20 protein-coding genes and 2 tRNA genes are annotated in these 23,236 nt (G+C 57.5%); 12 read left to right on the top strand and 10 right to left on the bottom strand.

The genetic code is table 11. The features are described 5' to 3' along the window. Positions 1-39: 39 nt before the first annotated feature. Genes AC2FI9_RS15350 through AC2FI9_RS15360 form a run of 3 tightly spaced genes read right to left on the bottom strand, consistent with a single transcriptional unit; the run spans position 40 to position 1,943 of the window. Positions 40-516, bottom strand: coding sequence for a DUF2948 family protein (locus tag AC2FI9_RS15350; RefSeq protein ID WP_496768810.1), 477 nt, complete (start codon positions 514-516; stop codon positions 40-42). Beyond that, positions 513-1,781, bottom strand: a complete 1,269-nt coding sequence (gene murA / locus AC2FI9_RS15355; RefSeq protein WP_496768812.1) for a UDP-N-acetylglucosamine 1-carboxyvinyltransferase — start codon at positions 1,779-1,781, stop codon at positions 513-515. Before murA ends, AC2FI9_RS15350 begins: the two co-directional genes overlap by 4 nt. Positions 1,782-1,787: 6 nt before the next feature. Continuing rightward, positions 1,788-1,943 carry a hypothetical protein gene (locus tag AC2FI9_RS15360; protein ID WP_199520031.1) on the bottom strand — a complete coding sequence of 52 codons (156 nt, stop codon included), beginning with the start codon at positions 1,941-1,943 and terminating at the stop codon, positions 1,788-1,790. Between the two features lie 83 nt (positions 1,944-2,026). Here AC2FI9_RS15360 and AC2FI9_RS15365 point away from each other — a divergent pair. After that, positions 2,027-2,101 (top strand) — tRNA-Thr (locus AC2FI9_RS15365). 160 nt (positions 2,102-2,261) lie between these two features. Here AC2FI9_RS15365 and AC2FI9_RS15370 read toward each other — a convergent pair. Continuing rightward, positions 2,262-2,765, bottom strand: coding sequence for a hypothetical protein (locus AC2FI9_RS15370; protein WP_496768814.1), 504 nt, complete (start codon positions 2,763-2,765; stop codon positions 2,262-2,264). 385 nt (positions 2,766-3,150) lie between these two features. After that, a complete protein-coding gene (locus AC2FI9_RS15375) occupies positions 3,151-4,101 on the bottom strand; it encodes a GlxA family transcriptional regulator (protein ID WP_496768816.1) in 951 nt (316 codons plus the stop codon). A gap of 137 nt (positions 4,102-4,238) precedes the next feature. On the opposite strand from AC2FI9_RS15375, the gene AC2FI9_RS15380 reads away from it, so the two are divergent. Genes AC2FI9_RS15380 through AC2FI9_RS15395 form a run of 4 tightly spaced genes read left to right on the top strand, consistent with a single transcriptional unit; the run spans position 4,239 to position 8,711 of the window. Then, complete coding sequence (locus AC2FI9_RS15380; protein WP_109310760.1) at positions 4,239-4,949, top strand: GntR family transcriptional regulator; 711 nt, start codon at positions 4,239-4,241, stop codon at positions 4,947-4,949. A 7-nt stretch (positions 4,950-4,956) separates the two neighbouring features. Continuing rightward, positions 4,957-5,874 (top strand): dihydrodipicolinate synthase family protein, encoded by a 918-nt coding sequence (locus AC2FI9_RS15385; RefSeq protein ID WP_496740646.1) that lies wholly within the window; start codon positions 4,957-4,959, stop codon positions 5,872-5,874. Positions 5,875-5,877: 3 nt separating this feature from the next. Next, complete coding sequence (locus tag AC2FI9_RS15390; RefSeq protein ID WP_496768818.1) at positions 5,878-7,374, top strand: aldehyde dehydrogenase; 1,497 nt, start codon at positions 5,878-5,880, stop codon at positions 7,372-7,374. Beyond that, positions 7,371-8,711 (top strand): NAD(P)/FAD-dependent oxidoreductase, encoded by a 1,341-nt coding sequence (locus AC2FI9_RS15395; protein WP_496768820.1) that lies wholly within the window; start codon positions 7,371-7,373, stop codon positions 8,709-8,711. The genes AC2FI9_RS15390 and AC2FI9_RS15395 overlap by 4 nt, the downstream gene beginning before the upstream one ends. 4 nt (positions 8,712-8,715) lie before the next feature. Here the strand turns inward: AC2FI9_RS15395 and AC2FI9_RS15400 are convergent, their stop codons facing one another. From AC2FI9_RS15400 to AC2FI9_RS15420, 5 genes are all read right to left on the bottom strand, one after another. Then, positions 8,716-9,450 carry an SDR family NAD(P)-dependent oxidoreductase gene (locus AC2FI9_RS15400; protein WP_496740651.1) on the bottom strand — a complete coding sequence of 245 codons (735 nt, stop codon included), beginning with the start codon at positions 9,448-9,450 and terminating at the stop codon, positions 8,716-8,718. Beyond that, positions 9,447-10,178, bottom strand: coding sequence for an SDR family NAD(P)-dependent oxidoreductase (locus AC2FI9_RS15405; RefSeq protein ID WP_496768821.1), 732 nt, complete (start codon positions 10,176-10,178; stop codon positions 9,447-9,449). Before AC2FI9_RS15405 ends, AC2FI9_RS15400 begins: the two co-directional genes overlap by 4 nt. Positions 10,179-10,189: 11 nt before the next feature. After that, positions 10,190-11,293: a mandelate racemase/muconate lactonizing enzyme family protein gene (locus tag AC2FI9_RS15410; protein WP_496768823.1), complete on the bottom strand. Its 1,104-nt coding sequence runs from the start codon at positions 11,291-11,293 to the stop codon at positions 10,190-10,192. Between the two features lie 76 nt (positions 11,294-11,369). Continuing rightward, positions 11,370-12,917 (bottom strand): trimethylamine methyltransferase family protein, encoded by a 1,548-nt coding sequence (locus tag AC2FI9_RS15415; RefSeq protein WP_496768825.1) that lies wholly within the window; start codon positions 12,915-12,917, stop codon positions 11,370-11,372. A 156-nt stretch (positions 12,918-13,073) separates the two neighbouring features. After that, entirely contained in the window at positions 13,074-14,900 is a 1,827-nt protein-coding gene (locus AC2FI9_RS15420; RefSeq protein ID WP_496768827.1) for a BCCT family transporter, read from the bottom strand. A 556-nt stretch (positions 14,901-15,456) separates the two neighbouring features. On the opposite strand from AC2FI9_RS15420, the gene AC2FI9_RS15425 reads away from it, so the two are divergent. The 7 genes from AC2FI9_RS15425 (at position 15,457) to AC2FI9_RS15455 (ending at position 23,156) form a co-directional block, all read left to right on the top strand. Continuing rightward, positions 15,457-16,362, top strand: a complete 906-nt coding sequence (locus tag AC2FI9_RS15425; RefSeq protein WP_496768829.1) for a LysR substrate-binding domain-containing protein — start codon at positions 15,457-15,459, stop codon at positions 16,360-16,362. Between the two features lie 99 nt (positions 16,363-16,461). Then, positions 16,462-17,616: an aromatic ring-hydroxylating oxygenase subunit alpha gene (locus AC2FI9_RS15430; RefSeq protein WP_496768830.1), complete on the top strand. Its 1,155-nt coding sequence runs from the start codon at positions 16,462-16,464 to the stop codon at positions 17,614-17,616. A gap of 59 nt (positions 17,617-17,675) precedes the next feature. Beyond that, complete coding sequence (locus AC2FI9_RS15435; RefSeq protein ID WP_496768832.1) at positions 17,676-17,915, top strand: hypothetical protein; 240 nt, start codon at positions 17,676-17,678, stop codon at positions 17,913-17,915. Positions 17,916-18,025: 110 nt separating this feature from the next. Further along, on the top strand, positions 18,026-20,446 hold the full coding sequence (locus tag AC2FI9_RS15440) for a GcvT family protein (protein WP_496768834.1): 2,421 nt from the start codon (positions 18,026-18,028) through the stop codon (positions 20,444-20,446). A 103-nt stretch (positions 20,447-20,549) separates the two neighbouring features. Continuing rightward, positions 20,550-22,019, top strand: coding sequence for a flavin-containing monooxygenase (locus tag AC2FI9_RS15445; protein ID WP_496768836.1), 1,470 nt, complete (start codon positions 20,550-20,552; stop codon positions 22,017-22,019). A gap of 4 nt (positions 22,020-22,023) precedes the next feature. Then, positions 22,024-22,998: an alpha/beta fold hydrolase gene (locus AC2FI9_RS15450; protein WP_496768837.1), complete on the top strand. Its 975-nt coding sequence runs from the start codon at positions 22,024-22,026 to the stop codon at positions 22,996-22,998. An 81-nt stretch (positions 22,999-23,079) separates the two neighbouring features. Beyond that, a tRNA-Met gene (locus tag AC2FI9_RS15455) sits at positions 23,080-23,156 on the top strand. Positions 23,157-23,236 lie beyond the last annotated feature (80 nt).

Consider the following 23,236-nt stretch of genomic DNA (forward strand, 5'->3'; position numbering starts at 1 on the left):
CCCTGTGGGGGTCCGGTGAATGCCTGCGCTATGCCGCGCTTATTCCGGATGGTGCGGTGCCTGACCGGAAGGGGCCTGATACGGCCGGGTCACGTCCTTGAGGGTGACATCCAGCGCCTCGACCGACAAGCGGATCGTACCGTCTCCCGCAAGTGTTAGCATGATCTGCCCGGCACCGTCTTCGCCCGCTTCGAAATCAATCGACAGCAAGGACATCACCATTTCCTTGTCGCCGCGTTCGACCCCCTGGCTCGCCACAGACAGCACTGAATCGAAAACCAGAACCGACTGCACCCGTTCAAACGGGCGGTCGCGGCGGGCGGCGGCATCTTTGTCTTCCCAGCGGAACCGGTTCAGCAACAGGCCAAAACGACGTTCAGAGGGCCGCCACGTCATCTCGGTGATTGGGAAAACCGCATCCTGCGCCAGGGTCGAAATCACCTGAAGGTCATCGGCGTCCTCGGCCCCCAGATTCAGTGGGGCTTCGCGTCCGTCTTCAAAACTTGCATCTGTCATTGGCCTTTGATCCGTTCAATCTTTGCGCCCACGCCTTCCAGCTTACGCACCACATGTTCATATCCGCGGTCCAGATGATAGACCCGACTGACTGTCGTTTCCCCTTCGGCCGCCATACCGGCCAGAATCAACGACACCGAGGCCCGCAAATCCGTCGCCATTACGGGCGCGCCTTTTAGGCGTTCAACTCCGGTCACGGTCGCCGTGCCACCGTGCACTTCAATATTCGCGCCCATGCGCACCAATTCCGGGGCATGCATAAAGCGGTTCTCAAAGATACGTTCTTCCAGAACTGAGGTACCTTCGGCCGTGCACATCAGCGCCATCATCTGCGCCTGCAAATCCGTCGGGAAACCGGGAAACGGCTCGGTCACAACGTCCACAGCGTTAACACGGCCGTTCTTACGGGCAACCTTCAGGCCTTTTGGGGTTTCTTCGACATGCACTCCTGCCGCATCCAGCTTGGCCGCAAAAGATTCGACCAAAGCCATCCGACCACCCAACAACTCAACTTCACCGCCGCACATGGCCGGGGCCAACATATATGTGCCCAGTTCGATCCGGTCGGTCACCACCTGATGCGTTGCACCATGCAGGCGATCAACGCCCTGAATCTCGATGGTCGAGGTCCCCTCACCCGAAATTTGCGCACCCATCTTGCGTAGGCACTCAACCAGGTCAACAATCTCCGGCTCACGTGCGGCGTTCTTCAGAACGGTCGTGCCTTTGGCCAGCGTGGCGGCCATAACGATGTTCTCAGTTGCGCCCACCGAGGCAAAGCGCATCTCATGCACTGCGCCTTTCAGCCCACCCGGGGCTTTGGCGTGCAAGTAACCGTCTTTAAGCTCGATCTCGGCGCCCAGCGCCTCAAGACCTTCGACATGCAGGTCCATCGGTCGTGCACCGATGGCACACCCCCCCGGCAACGACACAACAGCCTGTCCAAAACGCGCCAGCAAAGGACCCAATACCAGATTGGACGCCCGCATCTTGCGCACGATCTCATAATCCGCCGTCTGACTGAGCAGATCATGGCTGGACATCGCCAGCACCTGCCCGTCCTGCAGCGAAGACACTTCTGCCCCCAGCGATTGCAACAGCGCAGTCATTGTCTTGATGTCACTCAGCCGCGGCGCATTGGTCAGCGTCAGCGGTTCTTCGCTGAGCAACGTTGCGGGCATCAGCGTCAGGCATGCGTTCTTGGCCCCCGCAATCGGTATCTGACCGTTCAGCGGCCCGTTGCCCGTTACCAAAATCGAATCCATCTGCTCTTATCCCTCGTCCTTGCCGGTCTTGTCCTCGGATGCCGCCCGCGCTTTGGCTTGCGCCTTGCGCCGCGCCATATTCGCCTTAAGCGCGGCCTTAAGCCGTTCTTCGCGCGCGTCCCCGGATTTACCGTCTTTTTTAGGTGAATTTTTATCTGCCATTGTCTTTCTCTACAGGAGACGAAAAAAACCGTCCAGACACCCTTGCGCCGCGTTTCGTTTGAGTCTAATCACCCGCCCACAGCGCTGCTGTAGCTCAGAGGTAGAGCACTCCCTTGGTAAGGGAGAGGTCGAGAGTTCAATTCTCTCCAGCAGCACCATCTAATCTCCACTGCTAAACGCAAGCGCTGCTTTGTTATGAATGCGGAATCTGGTTGTCGCGCCAGTTGCGCCACAAATGCCCGGAACCAGGGCTGTGCGGTTCACGCCCGAAAGCCCGTATTAGAAATCACCCAGTTTGCGACAGTACCGTTGAATGCGTCAAATGCGCCGTTCCGACGCCGACAATGCACCAGCTAGTGAGCTTTTGATCTCAGACGGGATGTTCCGGCCTTGCTGTTTTATCTTTGCGGCGATCCAGCCCGCAGAATGTCCGCGGCATCCTATTTTGTTCGTGCGCGCAGCGGCCAGAGTTGTCGCCTTGTCGCGAGCCAAGGCCATGGAAACCTCAACCTCGGACTCCGGCAGGGCCATTCGAACTGCGCTGAACACGTCCATCGAGACCTGTAAAGTCTGACGTTCTAGCCGATGGGCAGCGTTGGTCAGCAGTCGCGTGCAATAAGCCGACAAGAAATACCAACGGAACACCTGAAAAACCTGACCGTTGGACGCCGCCATATCCGGCGCGCGGTCCGCAACAGCGGTCAGTTCGGAAAAGGCAGCTTCGGCCAATTTGGCCGCATCGCAAATCTGACGCTCGCGACTGGCACGAGAAACCGCGCCGTTGGCGAAGCGGGAGTCAGATTTACCGATTTCCAAGTGCATTGATATCCTCCACCGTCAATTTGTGATGAAGATATAAAATCTGACGGCATCGCCGGCATGGGAATTGCGGTCAGAATTTCCCGATTTGTCGTCTTTTTTGGCCAACTTCAGAGTCTGTCTATACATTTCACTCTATAAGTTGGCCTGTTTTGAGCCATTTGGTCAACTGGTGAACACCGCAAACGTTAATGTTTTAAACAAAAAGCACACATATCTGACACGATCTTGTAATAGTTATGCCCACTTCGATATGTATGAATACTCAATCCTGCTGACCAGTTTACCAGTAAAGTTTTAACGAGGGGGTACGAAGCAGGATCAGGGGGTGAGCGCCTGTTCAGCCAGGCTCGCCTTAGGACAGAGACGCTCCCCCCGTCCTTATCACTTAGTCTATCTTGTTCTTTTGGGCATGTGGCGTCACACCAAAACTCGACCGGTACACGCGCGAAAAATGTCCCGGATTTTCGAATCCGCAGGCCATGGCCACCTCGGTGACAGACGCTTCGGTCTGCAATAGCAGCTTCTGCGCGCGCTCCAGCCGAAGCTCCATAAAGTACTTCTTGGGCGACGTGTTGAGGTATTTACCGAACAGCCGTTCCAACTGGCGCGTTGAAATCCCCAGATCCCCGGCAATATCAGATGGGGAAACCGGTGCCTCGATGCAGTCCTGCATGATATGAATTGCCTTGGCGAGATGCGCGTTACGCATCCCGTTGCGCGATTGAAGGGACACGCGCTGTTTGGCCGTGGCATTGCGCACGGCGTTGTAGACCATCTGGTCAGCAACCGCGATGGACAACTCTTCGCCGTGGTCCCTTTCAATCAGGTGCAACATCAGGTCGGCGGTCGCCGTGCCACCCGAGGCAGTAATGTGCTTTTCATCGGCGACAAAGACACTGCGCACCAGATTCACCTCGGGAAAGGCCTCCATAAAGGCATCGTGGTACTCCCAGTGAATGGCGGCCTGCATCCCGTCCAGAAATCCTGCCTCGGCAAGCAACCACGCGCCCGAACACAAAGCGCCGATGGCCGTACCTCTCGCCCGCTCGCGCCGAAGGGTTGCTAGCAAAGGGCGCGAGACATGGTTGCGCATATGAATACCTGACAGCACGAACAGTTGGTCGGTCTTTGGCAGCGCGTCCAGTCCCCCATGAACCAAAGTCACCGACCCGTTGGAACAAACGGCCTGCTTGCTGTGTTCGGATGCAAAAGACCACTCATACAGATCTTGACCGCTGACGAGGTTGGCAATGCGCAGCGGTTCGACCGCGCAGGAAAAGGCGAGATGCGAGAATTCCTCGATCAGGATGAAAGTGATGTGGCGGGGTTGGCGCATAGACGTCCGATTCAGTTTGACGTGGTCGACGGCCTATGCTGCACGATTCTTTTCTGTATACAACTTGTATTTTATTGGAATACAGAGAATGAACGAAATAGCCGGCACGATTCGCGCAGCGACTGTTGGAGGAACGGATGAAAGACGACGCCAAATCCCGAAAGGCCGAGTTGATGGAGCACCTGAAAGTGTCGATCCTGACGCTGCGCCTGCAACCAGGCACAGATCTGGACGAAGCGCATCTGTCCGACGCTTTCGGCTTGTCCCGGACACCGTTGCGCGAAGTGTTCCGGCAACTGGCGGGCGAAGGCTATCTGGACTTGCGTACCAACCGCAGTGCCCGGGTGTCTGAGATGTCTTATACCACCCTGCGTGACTTCTTTCTGGCTGCACCCATGGTCTATGGCGCGGTTTTGCGACTTGCCGCGCAGAACGCCACACGAACTCAGATCAACGACCTGAAAGACGCGCAACAGGCGTTCAAGGCTGCGTTGCAATCCGGATCCGCCGAAGATCGGGCGCTGGCCAATAACCGCTTTCATGATGTGACCGGAGAGATGTCAGGCAATGTCTACTTGCGGCCATCATTCAACCGGTTGCTGATCGACCATGCCCGGATCGGGATGACCTTCTATAGACCCCAATCCGCGCACAAGACCGAGAACCTGTCCGAGGCAAGTCGCCAGCATGACGCCATCATCGCCGCCATCGAGGCGGGCGATGAGGCGGCTGCTGCGCAGCTGGCCGAGGATCACTGGAACCTGTCACGCGACCAAATCGAACTGTTCGTGATGCCTGCTGCGCTGGATATCCCGATGGGTATCCCGCCCCTTTCGAAACCTGCATGAGGACGGAATGAACCCGATTTTTAGATTTGAGGGGATCTATACCCCGGTGGTCACGCCCTATCACCAAGATGGCGGCGTGAACTGGGATGCCCTGTCCCACGTGATCGAATACCTGATAGAGAATAGTGTGCACGGGCTGATATCGGGCGGGTCAACGGGTGAGAACTATGCCCAGACTGTCGAAGAACGACTGGAACTGGCGTCGTTCACGCATAAGCAGTTGAAAGGCCGGTTGCCTCTGGTTGTCGGAACCGGCGCGATGCTGACGCCGGATTCCATCGCGCTGGCCTCGGGCGCGCGTGAGATTGGCGCGGACGCGATCCTGCTGGCCAGCCCACCCTATTCGGTGCCGACCGATCGGGAAAACGCCCTGAACGCGCTGGCCATCGACAAGGCCGCTGACTTGCCGGTGATGTTGTACAACTACCCGCACCGCACCGGTACGATGATGGGGGAAGAATTCCTTGACCGCGTGGGGCGCAGCCGAAACTTCTGCGGCATCAAGGAAAGCTCGGGGGATATCAACCGGGTGCATTTGTTGGCGAGGGATTACCCGCATATCCAGCTTGGCTGCGGCATGGATGATCAGGCGCTGGAATTCTTCGCCTGGGGCGCACCGTTCTGGGTCTGCGGTGGGTCGAACTTCCTGCCAGCCGAACATGTAGCACTATATCAAGCCTGCGTTGTCGAAAGGAACTTCGCCAAGGGCCGCCGCATCATGTCCGCCATGATGCCGTTGATGCGGGTGCTGGAACAGGGCGGCAAGTTCATCCAGACCATCAAGCATGGCGTCACCATGAACGGGATCGACGCAGGCGCGATGCGGCCCCCGCTAAAGGGGCTGAACAAGGATGACAAACGCGCATTGGAACAGGTGACGCGCGTGCTGAAGAAAACAATCGCAGATATCGTGGCGGAGGGCTAAGGCATGGAATTGCTGACACAGGACGAATACAAATCCATCGCTGCGGGCCTGACCTTGCCCACCGGGGCCTTCATCGACGGTGCTTACCGCCCGGCTATCTCGGGCAAGACTTTTGAGACGGTGAACCCCGCTACAGGTGAGAAACTGGCCGATGTTGCCGCTTGCGACGCGGCGGATGTGGATTTTGCCGTCGAAAAAGCGCGAGAGGCATTTGACGATGGGCGCTGGTCCAGAATGCACCCCTCGGATCGCAAGGACATACTGATCCGACTGGCCAAGTTGATGACCCGCAATGCCCGTGAATTGGCAGTGATGGAGAGTATCGACAGCGGCAAGACCATCTATGACTGCGAAACCGTGGATATCCCCGAAACGATCCATTGCCTGAAATGGCATGCCGAGGCGATCGACAAAATCTATGATCAGGTCTCGCCCGCCAGCGACGACCACATCGCCATGGTAGTTCGCGAACCCATCGGTGTTGTGGGGTTGGTGCTACCGTGGAACTTCCCGCTGCTGATGCTGGCGTGGAAGATCGGGCCTGCCTTGGCGGCGGGCTGCTCGGTTGTGGTGAAACCAGCAACCGAGACCACGCTGACCGCCCTGCGCCTCGCGGAACTGGCGATGGAGGCGGGCCTACCGCGCGGCGTTCTGAACATCGTTCCGGGCGGCGGTGCTGATGTCGGTGAGCCGATTGGTCGACACATGGATATCGACATGGTCTCTTTCACCGGCTCGACCGTCACTGGCAAACGGTTCCTGACCTATTCGGCGGAAAGCAACGCCAAGGAGGTTGTGTTGGAGATGGGCGGCAAGAACCCGGCCATCGTGATGGATGACGCCGAGAACCTTGACCGCGTGGCGGCCCATGTCGTGAATGGCGCGTTCTGGAATATGGGTGAGAATTGTTCCGCCTCGTCCCGTCTGATCGTGCACAAGGACGTAAAGGCCGAGTTGCTGGAGCGGATAGCCCATCACGCGAAGCAGTGGAACATCGGTGATCCGCTGGACCCGGAAACCCGAATGGGTGCGTTGGTCAGCGAAGGCCACTACAACAAGGTCTGCGGCTACTTAGAGCAAGCCGAAAACGTGGTGATTGGTGGCAATGCCAACAAGGGTTTTGTCGAAGCGACCGTGGTCGAAGTGCCCGGCAATCACAGCACTCTGGCGCGCGAAGAGATCTTTGGTCCCGTTCTGTCGGTGATCGAAGTGTCTGGCTTTGACGAGGCCATCAAGATTGCCAATGACACCGACTATGGCCTGTGTGCTTCGATCTTTACGGCTAACGCCAAGCGAGCCATCCGCGGCGCTCGGGCGATCCGCGCCGGAACCGTGACGGTGAACAGCTTTGGCGAGGGTGACATCACCACCCCCTTCGGCGGCTACAAACAATCCGGTTTTGGTGGCCGCGACAACTCGGTCCACGCCCACGACCAGTACACCCAGTTGAAAACCATCTGGATTGATCTGGCCGATGATGCGGACGAGGCGATCGATTGACGGCCTATACTGCAAAACGGCTGCCACGACAGACTGGGCCGGCGGGGTGGAACGCCATTCTGCCGCCCCAAACATCGCTCCCCCGACTTGAACAGAACATCTCTGCCGACGTCACAATTGTCGGTGGCGGGTTTGCCGGGCTGAGCGCTGCGCGCCGGCTGCATCAGGTTGACCCAGCGCTCAAGGTTGTTCTGCTAGAGGCCGGTCGTTTTGCCGAAGGTTCCGCTGGCCGCAATTCGGGCTTCATGATCGATCTGCCCCATGATCTGGCCTCGGACAATTACGCCGGAGACGGGCTGGAAGCTGACCGCGCAACCATAGCCCTAAACCGCCGCGCAATAAGATTTGCAACGAACGTGGCAGATGAATGCAACCTGCCGCAGGAAATGTTCGATCCATGTGGCAAGTTCAACGCCGCTGCCACACGAGTCGGGGACAGGCACAACCGCGAATTCGCCGCGCATCTGGACCGGTTGGGCGAACCTTACACGCTTTATGACCGCCAACAGATGCAAGAGATCACGGGTAGTCCGCACTATTCCTCGGGCCTTTATGCGCCCGGCACGGTGATGATCCAGCCCGCCGGTTACATTCGGGCTCTGTCCTCTCACCTGTCGTCACAGGTTGATCTGTTCGAAAACTCTCCCGTTACCGGCTTTGAAAAACAAGGCGCGGGATGGCGGGTGAAAACACCTGAAGCGCAGGTTTCGACGGGCCGTATCATTCTGGCCAATAACGGCCATCTGGAGAGTTTTGGCTTCTACGAACGCCGACTGATGCACATCTGCCTTTACGCGTCGATCACCGAGCGATTGACGCCTGAACAGATCAAGACATTGGGAGGCCAGCCCCGCTGGGCCGTCACCCCAGCCGATCCGATGGGCACGTCGGTCCGGCGCGTCTCGGGCAGTTATGGGGATCGACTGCTGGTCCGCACCTGCTCGACCTTCCACCCGACGATCGAGACCAGCCCCATGCGCCTGCGCAATGCAGGGTGGGTGCATGACCGCAAGTTTCGTGAACGGTTTCCGCATCTGCCCGATGTACGAATGGAGCATCGTTGGGCTGGAATGCTTTGCCTTAGCCGAAACGGATCAGCGGCGTTCGGAGAGTTGGACAAGGGCGTCTTCTCGGCCTGTTGTCAGAACGGTTTGGGAATTGCCCGAGGGACATTGCAGGGCATGGCAGCGGCGGAATTGGTCACGCAGGGCGGATCGGACATTGCAAATCATTTCCTGGCCCAACCGATGCCGCCGCGCCTACCACCCGAGCCGTTCGCATCTTTGGGTGCAAATAGCTATCTGATTTGGAAAGAGTGGCGTTCCGGCAAGGAATGACCTGTCAGGGCAGGCTGAGCTTGGACATACGACCCCCATCCACCGTGTAAATCTGACCGGTGACAAAGCTGGCCTCTTCAGACGCAAGAAACGCCACCACTGCCGCGACCTCCTCTGGTCGGCCAGTCCGGGCGACGGGATGGATGCGGCCAATGTCGCGGCGAAATGCATCCGGGTCCGGCTGAGCGTCGATGAAACCCATGTTCAGTTCAGTGTCGATCCAGCCGGGCGCCACCGCGTTGCAGCGGACCCCCTCCGTCCCGTGATCCACGGCGACGGCACGGGTCAAGCCGTGCAACCCGGCCTTGGTCGCACAATAGGCCGCATGGCCCGGATTACTGCCTAACCCTTCGATCGAGCCGATATTGACGATGTTTCCTTGCGTCTGCCGCAAATGAGGCAGCGCCGCCTTGATCAGCAAAAAAGGAGCCGTCAGGTTGACTGTCAGGTTGCGCTGCCAGTCCTCCAGGCTCGTGTCTTCGACAAGGGCTTCCTGCATCATGCCCGCGTTGTTGACGAGGATATCCAGACGCCCTGCCCGTTCAACGACTTGATTTACCACAGATTGTGGGCTGCTCGGATCACCAAAATCTGCCTCGATCCCTTCGAACCTGGGATCTTGCCCGCGTTGTGCGGTAAACACCTGCGCCCCGTCCTGACGCAGTCGATCAGCAATGGCCCGACCGATCCCGCTGCGTCCGCCGGTGACAAGGGCGGTTTTGCCATTAAATCGGGTCATGATACCGGCTTGCCTCCATTCACTTCCAGCAACGCACCGCACACATACCGCGACGCATCCGAGGCAAAAAACAGGATCACATCAGCTATGTCTTCGGGTTCCGCAATTCGCCCCAAGGGAACAGTCTGCCCCAGCTTGGCGACAGCTGTGTCCGGGTCGAAGCCACGCTTGGCAAAACCGGATCGCAACATAGGCGTGTTCACCTCGTTCGGGCAAACCGCGTTGATGCGAATGCCCTGATGGGCGTGGTCCATCCCCATGCATTGGGTCAGAGAGGCAATCGCGGCCTTGGTCATGCAGTAAACTGCATGGTTTGGGCCAGGACGCAGACCCCAACAGGATGCGGTGTTCACAATCGCCCCGCCTCCGTTCGCAGCCATTATCGGTATCGCAGCGCGGCAAATGCGAAAGGGGGCTTCGACGTTCACGCCCAGAGACAGAGACCAATCCTGATCCGAAGTTTCAGTGACGGCACCCCGCGTAATGACACCTGCGTTGTTAACAACAATGTCCAACCCGCCCAGCGCATCTGCTGCCCTTTGCGGAAGTGCATCGGCATAGGTCGCGTCCAGCAGATCACCAGGCAGATGGGCATCAGCCTCGATCCCGTCAGTCAGGCGGTCAGCAACGGCAACCTGCGCGCCGGCAGCAAGTAGGCGGCGCACCAGAGAGGTTCCGATCCCCCCTGCAGCGCCTGTGACCAAAGCCGATTTTCCTTCAAACTCCATGATATGCTCCATCAGAAAGATGCGACCGGTGCGCCAAAGCGGGTTTCGTCGGGCACAACGCCCAACCCAGGCCCGGTTGGAACTTGGATATACCCACCCTCTATGCTGATTCCATTCTGGGCATCGTAGTTGCCTTCGATGTATGGCGCGGCCAGCCAAACACCTTCCAGCAGATCGGGTCGGACCGTCGCGCCAATATGCACGCAGGCCGCGGCGATAATGTCCCCGCCCCAACTGTCGTCGCAGGTTTGAGGCAGATTGCGCGCCTCGCAGAGGTCTCGAAACGCGCGCATTGGCTGCAGGCCACCAATCCGTGTGACTTTCATACCAAACCCATCCACCAGGCCAGTGCCGACCGCTGAGATAACCGTGTTCAGATCGGTGGAGTTCTCGTCCATGTAGATCGGATGACCAAGTTGTGGCCGTATCTTTTGCAGGTCCTCAATCGTGTTGCAGGGTTGTTCCATGACAAACGGGATATCCGGGCATTCGCGACTGACGCGCAATGCATCGCGGGTTGTCCAACCTCGGTTTCCGTCCACGGCCAAGCGCATTCCGGACCCGTCAATGACCTCCCACACTTTGCGGATGGTTTCGATGTCAACCTCAACCGGACGACCGCCAACCTTGATTTGCAGTCGCGGATAACCTTCAGCCAACTTTCCTGCTGCCAGTGTGGCGATGTCAACCGGCGCCCCAACACCAGTCGCGTAATACGACGGAACCTTGTCCACTTCGGCACCGCCGAGCAGTTCCGATACGCTGACCCCAAAATGCTTGCCCAGCAGGTCATGCGCTGCAATGTCGATGGCCGCTTTGGCATAGTTGTGGCCGTTTAGAAGACCATCCATCCGACGGTGCAGCCCCAGCAGCGAAACCTCGGCGCCTAGCAACCCATTTGCCATTTGGGCCAGAGCGGCACGCGCACCAGCGGCGTGGGCCTCGGCATAGGTGGGGCCAACCGGGCAGGTCTCGCCCCATCCGACCAACCCGTTGTCGGCCACCAGTTTGACCAATGTGGTGTCTAGCGCCCAGATCTCGGCATTGGCCATTGTGTAGGGGCCGTTTTTGACAGGCAGATCGTGGCTATAGATGTGAATTTCAGCGATTTTCACGACTTGTGTTCCGTACAGCTATTGAAGGGACAAACCCGCCCAACTGGCCGGGCGGGTGGAAAACGGGGGATTAACTTCAGTAACTTTGGTTCAGCTCATCAGCGGCCGGGATTTCACGCTCACGTCGGGCGATGTAGTCCAGCAGGGCCTCGTTTTTCGCCTCATCGAGTTTGGGTTCTTCATACTCGGCCAGCAACGCGCGTGCGCGGTTCAGGGCGCGCGCGGTGATTTCAATGCTGCCTTCTGCCTGCCATTGTTCGATCGAGTTGTTGTCGAACAGCTCGGGCATGAAGAACGCACTCTGGAAATTGTCCTGTGTATGGGGGTGACCAAGATAATGACCACCGGGCCCAACATCCGGAACCGCTGCGAGGGCTTGATCGAAATCGTGCCACTTTGGCCCCTCGGCCATGCGGTACGCCATCGCACATTGTTCGGCGTCGACGATGAACTTGGCCACGGAACAGTGCATCCCGGCCTCATTCCATCCGGCCGAGTGCCAGATGTAGTTGGCACCCGCATGCATGACTGCCTGCAAGGTGGTGGCAGATTCATATCCGGCCTGAGCATCAAAGGTTTTGGCCCCACCCAACGTGTTCGAAGTACGCCAAGGGACGTCATAATGCCGTGCCATCTGGCCAATCATGAAATTCATCAGGCTGATCTCGGGTGTACCCGCCATCGGCGCACCGGATTTCATCGACACGGTCGACAGATAGTGCCCATAGATCGCCGGCGCACCCTTGCGAATGACCTGTGTGTAGGCCAGCGCGCTAAGCGCCTCGGCATTCAGCTGCGCCACAGTGGCCGGAACAGATGCAGGCGTGTTGGCCCCCCCCAGAACGAAGGGTGAGCAGAGCACTGGTTGATTGCGACGGCAAAAGGCCCGCAATGCACCAAGCATGGTTTCATCCCAGACCAGTGGTGAGTTGCCGTTACAGTTGCCGGTTGTTACCGGGTGGTCCTCAAGGAAGTCGTCACCGAACAAGATGGCACACATGTCCATCACATCCTCAGCGTTCCTGGGCGAAGTGGTCATGCCCATGAACGTTTTGTCGGAATACTTCATCGACGAATAGGTGATACGCAAATGCCGCTGGCTGATCGGGTGATCATAGGGTTCCACGATGTGATGGGCCGAGGAATGCAGCGCGGGCATCATGTGGCTGAGTTTGTGGAACATCGCCAGATCTTCCAGCAACGGATTTCGGCGCACGTCGTCCAGATCGCGCAGGAATGGTGCGCCGGTCATCGGCACAAAGATCGAGTGCTTACCGCCCAGCCGCACATTCTTTTTCGGATCCCGCGCGTGATATGTGAAGTCGCTGGGTATGGTGGCGATCAACTCGCGCACCAACCCGCGGTCGAGGTAAACCAGCTCGCCATCGACTTTAGCGCCGACCTTCTTCCAATCTTCCAGCGCGATGGGGTCTCGGAACTGAACGCCAACGTTCTCAAGGATGTCCATCGAGGCACTGTCTATGCGTTCGACTTGAGCGCCATCCATCACTTCACACAAGGGGATGCCTCTGGTCAGGCCAGGCAGCATTTCAAAGTTCGGGGCAGTGCGCAGGGCGCGGCGGGCAGAGCGTCCGCCCGAGCGTGTCGCAGTACGAATGTTCACGGGGCAATCCTCCAATCTTGCTGATCAGACTGACGGATTCGGCGCCGGCGCACCTCACTGATTGCGATATCTGTTTGCAGGAAACGACATAGACACCCGGAACGAAAAACACCGCCCCAAATGGGGCGGCGTCTGTTTTGGCATTAAGACCTGCGCTTATTCTGCGGCCTGCGTGCTAGCATCGGTGTGCTTGTCGCGCCGACCATCACGATAGAGCGCCTTGGTCAGCGAAACCATCATCAGCCCCATAACAACAGTAAAGGGCAGAGCACCAATGATCATCGCATTGCGCAACGCGTCCATCGGGTTGTTTTCGCCAGCGGCCAAGATCAGCGCACCGATCACGGCGGTCAGGATAACACCCCAGATGATACGATGCTTGACCCCGGTTTCCTGACTGCCACCGGACATGATGGTATTCATAACCAGAATGCCTGAGTCCGCAGAAGTCACCAGGAAGGTCATGATCAGAATCACGCACATGACGTTCAGCATGGACAGAAGCCCACCGTCGATCATGTAAGACAGCGTCACGAACAGCTTGTTGGTGTTCGACGCACCGATGATCGCGCCTTCAGCTGCACCAGCCAATTCCAGATCAATCGCAGTACCACCCAGAACAGTCATCCAGGCAAAGCAAACCAGCGCCGGCGCCAGTACGCAGCCAAGAATGAACTCACGAACAGACCGACCCTTGGAGATGCGCGCCAGGAACAGGCCCACAAACGGCGAGAACGCAATCCACCAAGCCCAGTAGAAGGTGGTCCAGCCCGACTGCCAGCCAAACTGACGGCCTTGCTCGCCTGCGGCGTAAACAGCAGCCAGCGTGTCATCACTCAACTCAGCCGCAGCACCTTCAAGACCGCTTTTAAAGCCGTCAAAGCTGCCCCATGCGTTGGTTGCGCCACCCACCAGATCAGCCGCATGCGCCTGCGCTTCAGCAGGCAGAGCCGCTGCAAACGCTTCGGTCGACAACGGACCGTATGCTCCAAAGCTCAGCGAGAGGAAGTGCAGAAGGTAGTCAAACAGTGCTGTGCCATAGGTCGTCATAGCGAATACGAACGAGCCGAAGATCACAAAGGTGCCCAGCAGGATGATCGAAAGAACAAGGTTCAGGTTCGACAGGTATTTAACACCGCGACCAACACCCGAGACCGCCGAAATGATCGACAGACCCATGATGACAACCAGACCTGCGATCAGACCAACTTTGCTTGGTGTGGGTACTTCACCACCAAAATCCATGATCCATTCCATGCCGGTGATTGCATACAGACCATCGATGAACTGGCTGACACCAAATCCGATCGTAACGGACACACCCAGGATCGTTGCAACAACGCCCAGAACGTCAACGACGTGGCCGAGGAAACCGTTCATCAGACGACCAAAAAGCGGGGTAAGAGCCGCGCGAATGGTCAGAGGCATGTCACGGGTATAGGCGTAGTAGGCCAGCGACAGGCCGGTCACCACGTAAATTGCCCAGGCATGAAAGCCATAATGCAGGAAGGTATACCGATACGCGGATTGAACGGACTCTGGATCATTGCCTGCAACTGCACCGGCGACGACCTCGGGGTTCGATCCCCACAGACCCAACGGTTCAGCGGTGGCAAAAACCATCAGGCCGACACCCAGACCTGCTCCGAACATCATCGAGAACCAGGAGAAGTTCGAAAACTCGGGCTTTTCGCCCGCTGTTCCCATAACCCGTTTTCCGGTCGACGGAAGGACGGCAACAATGACGAGGAAGATGACAAACAGGCCGACAATGACCACGTAGAAGCTGTTGAAGACTTCCAGCAACTTTCCGTTCCAGCTGCCAAGTGTGCTGTTGGCATTGGCCGGAAAGACAAGTGCCCATAGCACAAGGGCAACCATGATGCCCTTACTGATTAGGGCGATTGGGACGCTGTAATTTTCATAGAATCCGGCATCGGCCGTTTCTATTTCTAGATCCGTAAAGGGTTCGGGTATCGACATGTTGCTCCTCCGTGGTGCTGTATCAATTGCGAAACTGTCTCTGCATTTCACGCAATTCGCCCAATCGCCTCGAACGATGGGGAAGGTGCTGCAGCAGACGTATCGGCTCTTTCTTGTTTCGTTTCTGTGTTTCAGAAATGCGGCACCGCCGCATGGTCTTACGCCTTCTGAGTTGCATTGAATTCAACACACCGTGCAATCAGGCGATACTCGGTCTTACCAACTGGGAATGGGTTCGCGCCTCCTTCACGTCCCCTTTCGACCTTTCCCGTTTGTCAGTTCGGGACATCATTGTGTCGCAGTACCGTCTTGCGACGTCCGGAAAATTCTCTCGGAAAGCCCGAAAAACACAACGTTTGTTGGTAGAACTGACTATAGTGGCGCTCCGTTCTAAATTCGGCCAGAACCGACGCATTGACGAAAAATGCGACATCCGCCTTTAACTTGAGCCAGAAAAACATCAAATCATCAAAAGCGCTATAGCTTTCACCTTCAAAAAAACTAAAACTGAGTTGATAAAAATTAAACTAACCCGAAAAACGATTCACCAGCTTCCATGTCCAGACGCCACTACAACCTGCCGCCGCTGACAACCTTGTCAGCTTTTGAGGCCGCCGCCCGCCACCTGAGCTTTAAGAACGCCGCCGTTGAACTGTCTGTCACACCCGGCGCGGTCAGCCACCAGATCAAGGCGCTAGAAGGCGATCTGGACACACCGTTGTTTCAACGCAAGCATCGCGGCGTTGATCTGACCGAGGATGGCAAGGCGCTTTATGACGCGCTGTCCACGTCCTTCGGCCGCATTTCGAAAACGCTGAGCATGATCCGCGACCGATCGACAGCCGGAAAGGTGACCGTAGGATCGACAACCGCGGTTGCCGCGTTGTGGTTGTCTCCGGCTGTCATTCGGTTCTGGCGGGACATGCCCGAAGTCAATGTTGATCAACTGTCACAGGATCGCCCCTTTCGCGATCGGCCTGACGTCGACTTTTTCATTCGCTATGGGCGAGACAGCGATCCCAACCTGTCACACACTCCGCTGTTTCGCGACCAGCTAGTCCCGGTCGGAAGCCCAGAGATGGCAGAAAGGCTGGCGAATGCCGGTCTTGAGGATCTGACTTCTGAACGGCTGATCCATCTGGAGTCAGAAGACCGCACCTGGACCACCTGGCCCGAATGGTTCCAGCAGTTGGGATATAATGGCACAGTGCCCATTGAATCCCGCGTCAACAGCTATTCCGTCGCGCTGCAGCTTGCGCGCAAGGGTGCCGGGCTGGCGCTGGGTTGGCAGCGGCTGATCCAACCCATGCTGCAATCAGGCAAACTGGTGCCGATTGGCACGCATCAAGTGCCCGCGCCGAACCAGTTTTATTTAGTCGGGCGACCGGACGAAGAGCTCTCAGAAAGTGCCCGCGCCCTTAAGAACTGGATCGTTCAAGAGGTTCAGGAAGGTTCGGTTTAGGTGAAATCACTCTCTGATGAGCTTTTCTGATATTGAGACCAACAGGTTCAATCCGCCAATAGGGATTAATAGCATCCAGCAAAACCTCAGGAGAGCCCGATGAACAAGCATAGCGCGCTGTCTTCCGTTCTGGCCGATGTAAACGTCGCAAATGGCCTGCCGAACGAACATTACATCGATCCGACCGTTTTTGACGAAGAAAAGCGTTCTGTGCTGTATGCCAACTGGTCCGGGATCGGCTTCGGCAAGGATGTTCCGGAAGAAGGCGATGCAAAACCAGTCGATTTTCTGGGCATGCCGCTGCTGATTGTCCGGGACAAAGACGGCGAGGTTGGCGTTTTCCAAAACACCTGCCGCCACCGCGGGATGATTCTGGTAGACACGCCGCGCAAAATCGGCGGCGCAATCCGCTGCCCCTATCACAGCTGGTGCTACAGTCTGAAAGGCGAGCTGCGCGCAACTCCACATGTTGGTGGCCCCGGCCAGAACAAGCACGAGGACGTCAAGCGCGAAGACCTGGGCCTTGTTCGCGTACGCTCCTATGTCTGGCGGGATGTGATCTTTGTGAATGTCGATGGCAATGCGCCTGAGTTTGAAGAGGTCCACGGCCCCCTGCTGGAACGTTGGAAGGAATTTGAGAAACCCGTCTTCCACGGCGGTGAAACGTCCTCATTCAAGCTTGAGGTCAAGACCAACTGGAAGCTGGCGGTCGAGAACTATTGCGAAAGCTATCACCTGCCATGGGTGCATCCCGGTTTGAACAGTTATTCGCGGCTGGAGGATCACTACAACATCGAAGAGCGCGGTCAGTATTCGGGCCAAGGGACCCTGGTTTACCGCCAACTTACAGATCAGGACGGCGCAACGTTCCCGGACTTCGATGGGCTAAGCGACAAATGGGACGAAGGCGCAGAGTACATAGCGCTGTACCCGAACGTTCTGTTGGGCGTTCAGCGCGACCATGCATTCGCTATCGTGTTGGAGCCGGTCGATCAGGAAAACACGGTGGAACACATCGAATTATACTACGCAAAAAGCGTTGAAGACACGCCCCAACATGACGGGCTGCGCGCCTCAAACGCGCAGCTGTGGAAAACCGTGTTCGAAGAGGATGTCTTTGTCGTCGAAGGCATGCAGAAAGGCAGACATGGGATGTTGTTCGACGGCGGACGGTTTTCGCCTGCGATGGACGGGCCGACGCATAACTTCCACCATTGGGTCGCGACGCAAGTTGAAAACGGCCGCGCAGGCTAACCTTATCGGATCGGCCAGCCAGTCAGAAGTTGGCCGGTCGACGACAAATAGGGACACCTATGGACAAACAGGAACTGGATCGACTTCTGCTGGACGCTCATGATCGCAACGATCCTGCCGACCTGATCCGGTACTATACGCTGGCCGCGGATGAGCGCGAAACGGCGCGGGACATCGACGCCGCCTGTTTCTACCTGACACATGCCTTCATTTTCGCGCTGGAATCCGGCGCGCCCGAAGCTGATGCGCTGAACCAACGGCTGGTCGCATATGGCCGGGCGCATAAGCTGGATTTCTGAGTTTAGCCTCAGATTAAACTCACTCAACCCAACTTGAAATTTATGTCCGTTGCCGATGCCATTACGATGATGACACATGGCGGCGGGACCAACTTTGATACGGCAGGCTCATGAAAACGAATGCACAGGCGGTGGTGATTGGCGGCGGGGTGATCGGGTGCTCGATCCTCTATCATTTGACCAAACTGGGATGGTCGGATGTGGTGCTACTGGAACGGGATGAGCTGACGTCAGGCTCGACCTGGCATGCGGCGGCAAACATCCACGGGCTGCATGACAGCACCAATATCAGCCGCATTCAGCACTATACGATGAACCTGTACAAAGAGCTTGAGGCCGAAACCGGCCAAAGCTGCGGCGTGTTCCAGCCCGGCTCGCTTTACCTCGCTCAAACCGAAGAACGCGAACATCAGCTGAAGCTGCAAGCCGCTAAGGCCAAGCTTTACGGCATGAACTTTTATGAGATCAGCATCGAAGAGGCCCAGCGACTGAACCCGCTGGTCAACTACGATGGCATCCGCTGCGTGATGTACGAACCAGACGGTGGCAATGTGGATCCATCGGGCGTCACAAACGCCTATGCGGTGGGCGCCCGGCAACGCGGAGCCGAGATCCATCGATTTACCCCCGTCACGGCGACTGACCAGCAAGAAGATGGCACTTGGATCGTACGAACACCCAAGGGCGACATCCACACCCCTTGGGTCGTCAATGCCGCCGGTCTGTGGGGGCGCGAAGTCGCCAAACTTGCCGGAATTGAGCTGCCCCTACAACCGACTGAGCACCAGTATTTCGTGACCGAAACAATGGCGGACGTGGCAGCGCATGGCACCCGGCTGCCCTCAGTCAGTGATCGTGACGGCGAGTATTACTTGCGGCAGGAAGGTCAGGGCCTGCTGGTTGGCGCCTATGAAAAGGACATGAAATTCTGGGCCGAGGACGGCACGCCACTCGACTTCGCGCATGATCTCTTCCCCGACGATCTGGAACGGATCGAAGAGAATATGATGAACGCCATCGAACGTCTGCCCGCCGTGGGTGAAGCCGGTATCAAGCGGGTTATCAACGGGCCGATGATCTGGTCGCCCGACAGCAACGTGCTGATGGGACCAGTGCCCGAGGTCGACGGCTATTTCTGTTGCAACGGTATCATCCCCGGCTTCTCACAATCTGGCGGCATGGGCCTGATGGCGGCGCAATGGATCATCGAGGGTGAAACGCAGTACGATATGTTCGCCTGGGATATGGCTCGGTTCGATGACTGGGCGACGAAAGAGTTCACAATGGCCCGCGTTCAGGACCAGTACGCCCACCGGTTCGCCATTCACTTCCCCAACGAAGAGCGCAGCGCAGGTCGTCCGGCGCGTACGCGCCCTGTCTACGGCACGCAGGCTCAAATGGGTGCGGTCTTCGGCCTGAATGCTGGTTGGGAACATCCGCTATGGTTCGCAGACACTCCGGGTGCCAAAGACACCAATGGTTTTACGCGCCAGAACTGGTGGGGGCCGGTTGGCGAGGAATGCCGTATGCTGCGTGACCGCGCAGGGATCATCGACATCTCGAACTTTGCCAAATATGTCTGCAAAGGCCCCGGGGCCGAGGGTTGGCTCAACGCAGTTTTCGCCAACACTATGCCTAAGGCTGTAGGTCGGTCCTGCCTGACGCCGCTGATCTCGAAACGCGGAGGAATCGCTGGGGACTTCACCGTTACCCGCGTGGCCGAGGACGAATTCTGGGTCATCGGTTCAGGCATGGCAGAACGCTATCACAAGCGGTTCTTCAAGCAGGTTCCTCTGCCCAAGGGCACCACTTTCGAAAGCAAGACCCAAGCTGTGTGCGGGTTCAACGTCGCGGGCCCAAAATCGCGCGAGATTTTGCAACGACTCACTAATACCTCACTCGCCACGGAGGATTTTCCGTTCATGCGGTCGGCGAAAGTCGAACTGGCCGGGATTGAGGTGTTGGCCCTGCGGGTCTCGTTCACGGGTGATCTGGGCTGGGAGGTGCACTGCGCCACCCAAGATCAGGCCCGCCTGTATGACGCCCTGCTTCAGGTCGGTCAGGAGTTTGGCGCAGGCCCAGTGGGAAGCCGGGCACTGATGTCATTGCGCGTCGAAAAGGGGTATGGATCGTGGAGCCGCGAATACAGCCCCGAATACTGGCCGCATGAGGTAGGTCTGGATCGGTTGTGCAAGTTCAGTAAAGACTTTCTGAACAAGAACGCAGCCGAGACCGTTTTAGCCAACCCTGCCCGCGAACAGCTTGTCCTTTTGCAACTGGATGAGGCCGACACCAGCGCGTCGAACGCCGACGCGACTGGCGGTGAGCCAATCTTCAAAAATGGTCAGGGTATCGGCCGCGTGACCTCAGGCGCTTATGGTTATTCCGTCGGCATGTCTCTGGCGCTTGGCTTTGTGACCGGTGCCAAAGCAGGGGATGAGGTCGAGGTGATGGTATTGGGACATCCGCACAAGGCGACCATTCTGTCCGAGCCGCCTTTTGATCCAAATGGTGAAATCCTGCGCGGCTGAATAAACCGTGAAAGGCGCCTGACCCTACAAGAGGCTGTTCTCACGCATTCCAGCGCCTATAGTCTGACCCAACCATATCGGTCGTTTTGGGAGGGACGGGCGCATGGAATATCAAACCGATATGCTGATCGTCGGCGCTGGATTTTCCGGCCTGACGATGGCGATTGAGGCCCGAAAACGGGGCATCAAGAATATTGCGATCCTTGAAAAAGCGAATGAGATTGGCGGGACGTGGCGTGAGAACACCTATCCCGGTGTCGCATGTGATATCCCATCGCACCTCTATTCCATGGCAACGCATCTGAACCCGGACTGGAGCCGGGCTTATGCGGGCGGTGCTGAAATTCAGGCCTATCTGAAAAAGGTCTGCCTTGATGAGGGGATTTACGAGCTGTGCCATTTCGATCAACAGCTGAAATCTGCCCGCTGGGACGGCATGCGCTGGCAGGTGGAAACCGAAAGTGGGCAGCGCTGGTCGGCGCGGTTTCTGGTCTCGGCCATAGGAGCGCTGCATCTGCCCAGCATCCCCGATTTACCCGGTGCGGACAGTTTTCCCGGGCCTTGCTTTCACTCTGCCGAGTGGGATCACGACGCGCCGCTTGAGGAAAAACGCATCGCAGTTGTCGGAACCGGCGCATCCGCTGTCCAGTTTGTTCCAGAGATTGCGAAAACTGCTGCACACGTCACAATCTTTCAACGCAGCGCGCCCTATGTCCTGCCCCGCCCGGATGGCCCAATCGCGCCCTGGTTACGCCGCCTTTATCGCAGCATCCCGGTGTTACCTTGGGCACGCCGGAAACTGGTTTACATGGTCTTCGAGTATCGCCACCGCGTGTTCAGCGGCGAAAAACGGATGGTAAATTTTGCCATGAAGATGTGGCGCAAATCGTTGGAAAGCGCGATCGCCGACCCAGGCCTGCGCAAACAGCTGACGCCGGACTATAGGATCGGTTGCAAACGCATCCTCAGCTCGAACGATTGGTACCCGGCACTGGCGCGTGAAAACGTGACAGTTCTCCCGCACGGTGTGGCATCAATTGAGGGCGATCAGATCCTTTCCTCTGACGGAAGCCGAACACATGCTGACGTTCTGATCTGGGGCACCGGGTTTCATGTCACAGATGTCGTCGAGCGCCTCGACATAACGGGATCCGATGGACTGACATTGCGCCAGGCATGGTCGGACGGAATGAAAGCGCATTTGGGTACTGCCATCGCAGGTTTCCCCAATTTCTTCATCTTGCTCGGGCCACATACCGGCCTCGGTCACAACTCGGTTGTGCTGATGATCGAAGCACAGGTTCGCCACATCGGCCGAGTGCTGGACCAGATGAACCGCGACGGACTGCAGATTATAACACCCCGCCCGGACTACCAGGAAGCCTTCGAACAGGAGATGCGCGAACGGCACAAAGGCAGCGTATGGCAGGTGGGTGGCTGCGCCTCATGGTATAAGGATGCACAGGGCCGGAACACGACGCTTTGGCCCGGGACCGTTTCAGAGTATGAAAAGCGCATGGCGCAATCCGGGCTGGAACAATACCAACCTGCCCCTTCCTCAGGCGGAAAGTGATGAGATGACCACAATTCTAATTATCGCCCTTCTGGTCGGCGGCTTCTTTGTCGGCATGAACCTGTGGACCCGGCGACTGACCCGGCAGGGGTTGCAGCGCGTCCCGCAACTTGGACAGATTGTCCCGGTGCGCGGCGGCAGCATTCATTACGTGGAAAAGGGCGACCCCACTAAGCAGACAGTCATCATGATCCACGGGCTTGCGGGGCAACTGCAGCATTTCACCTATTCTCTGATGGACCTGTTGGCGGATGACTATCACGTCATCGCAGTCGACCGCCCTGGCTGCGGATACTCAACCCGCGATAGCGCCGATCTTGGGCGCTTGCCCGAACAGGCCCGCATGATTCAAGAGTTTCTGGACACCAAAGGCATTTCCAACGCCGTTCTGGTCGGGCACTCATTGGGCGGGGCCGTATCGCTGGCCATGGCTTTGGAACACCCGGAGAAAGCCAAAGCGCTCGCTTTGCTCGCCCCGTTGACGCAAAAGCTGTCGAACACGCCGCAAGTTTTTAAACCGCTGGAAATACGTACCGAGTGGTTGCGCAACTTTATCGGCAACACGATCGCTGTCCCCATATCGGCTAAGACCGCCCCGCATACATTGGGAGCCGTTTTCTATCCGGAACCCGCGCCAGATGACTTTCTGGACCGCGCCGGCGGTGCGCTGGGGTTGCGCCCTTCGGCCTTCATTGCCGCGTCGCAGGATGTTGTAGGGGTGGATGAAAGTATCGGAGCCCAGGTAGACCGCTATACCGACTTGTCCGTACCCGGCGGCATTCTGTACGGCGCGCAAGACACCATACTTTCACCCACCGCCAACGGTGCCCCCATGACCCGGTTCGGATTGAGCGACGAACAGATCGAAGGGTTGGGCCATATGATCCCGATCACCGCACCCGACGCCTGCGCGGCCTTCATTCGTAGAATTGCTGATACTCCTGGGGTCGCCGCACAACAGGCAACCAAAGCAGATTGATCGGGGCAAAAATAATCTCCGTAAGTCGGTGTTTCCCCCTTGACCCTTTCCGGCCCCTCGCTTAAATCGCCTCTCACTCATGGCGGAGTAGCTCAGTTGGTTAGAGCAGCGGAATCATAATCCGCGTGTCGGGGGTTCAAGTCCCTCCTCCGCTACCAAATCCCCCAAATAACCATCTGAATAAAAAAATATTTTTTTGATAGCCGATGCTAGCTAGCATCATTGTTCCATACTTTGT

Source organism: Ruegeria sp. CDSA246 (assembly GCF_059611225.1).

Bases quoted from the DNA above. Each gene is read 5' to 3' on its own strand.
- AC2FI9_RS15385 (WP_496740646.1), top strand. From the start codon at position 4,957: ATGAACCCGATTTTTAGATTTGAGGGGATCTATACCCCGGTGGTCACG.
- AC2FI9_RS15450 (WP_496768837.1), top strand. From the start codon at position 22,024: ATGACCACAATTCTAATTATCGCCCTTCTGGTCGGCGGCTTCTTTGTC.
- murA (WP_496768812.1), bottom strand. From the start codon at position 1,781: ATGGATTCGATTTTGGTAACGGGCAACGGGCCGCTGAACGGTCAGATA.
- AC2FI9_RS15420 (WP_496768827.1), bottom strand. From the start codon at position 14,900: ATGTCGATACCCGAACCCTTTACGGATCTAGAAATAGAAACGGCCGAT.
- AC2FI9_RS15425 (WP_496768829.1), top strand. From the start codon at position 15,457: ATGTCCAGACGCCACTACAACCTGCCGCCGCTGACAACCTTGTCAGCT.
- AC2FI9_RS15430 (WP_496768830.1), top strand. From the start codon at position 16,462: ATGAACAAGCATAGCGCGCTGTCTTCCGTTCTGGCCGATGTAAACGTC.
- AC2FI9_RS15405 (WP_496768821.1), bottom strand. From the start codon at position 10,178: ATGGAGTTTGAAGGAAAATCGGCTTTGGTCACAGGCGCTGCAGGGGGG.
- AC2FI9_RS15360 (WP_199520031.1), bottom strand. From the start codon at position 1,943: ATGGCAGATAAAAATTCACCTAAAAAAGACGGTAAATCCGGGGACGCG.
- AC2FI9_RS15440 (WP_496768834.1), top strand. From the start codon at position 18,026: ATGAAAACGAATGCACAGGCGGTGGTGATTGGCGGCGGGGTGATCGGG.
- AC2FI9_RS15375 (WP_496768816.1), bottom strand. From the start codon at position 4,101: ATGCGCCAACCCCGCCACATCACTTTCATCCTGATCGAGGAATTCTCG.
- AC2FI9_RS15445 (WP_496768836.1), top strand. From the start codon at position 20,550: ATGGAATATCAAACCGATATGCTGATCGTCGGCGCTGGATTTTCCGGC.
- AC2FI9_RS15380 (WP_109310760.1), top strand. From the start codon at position 4,239: ATGAAAGACGACGCCAAATCCCGAAAGGCCGAGTTGATGGAGCACCTG.
- AC2FI9_RS15350 (WP_496768810.1), bottom strand. From the start codon at position 516: ATGACAGATGCAAGTTTTGAAGACGGACGCGAAGCCCCACTGAATCTG.
- AC2FI9_RS15390 (WP_496768818.1), top strand. From the start codon at position 5,878: ATGGAATTGCTGACACAGGACGAATACAAATCCATCGCTGCGGGCCTG.
- AC2FI9_RS15370 (WP_496768814.1), bottom strand. From the start codon at position 2,765: ATGCACTTGGAAATCGGTAAATCTGACTCCCGCTTCGCCAACGGCGCG.
- AC2FI9_RS15435 (WP_496768832.1), top strand. From the start codon at position 17,676: ATGGACAAACAGGAACTGGATCGACTTCTGCTGGACGCTCATGATCGC.
- AC2FI9_RS15400 (WP_496740651.1), bottom strand. From the start codon at position 9,450: ATGACCCGATTTAATGGCAAAACCGCCCTTGTCACCGGCGGACGCAGC.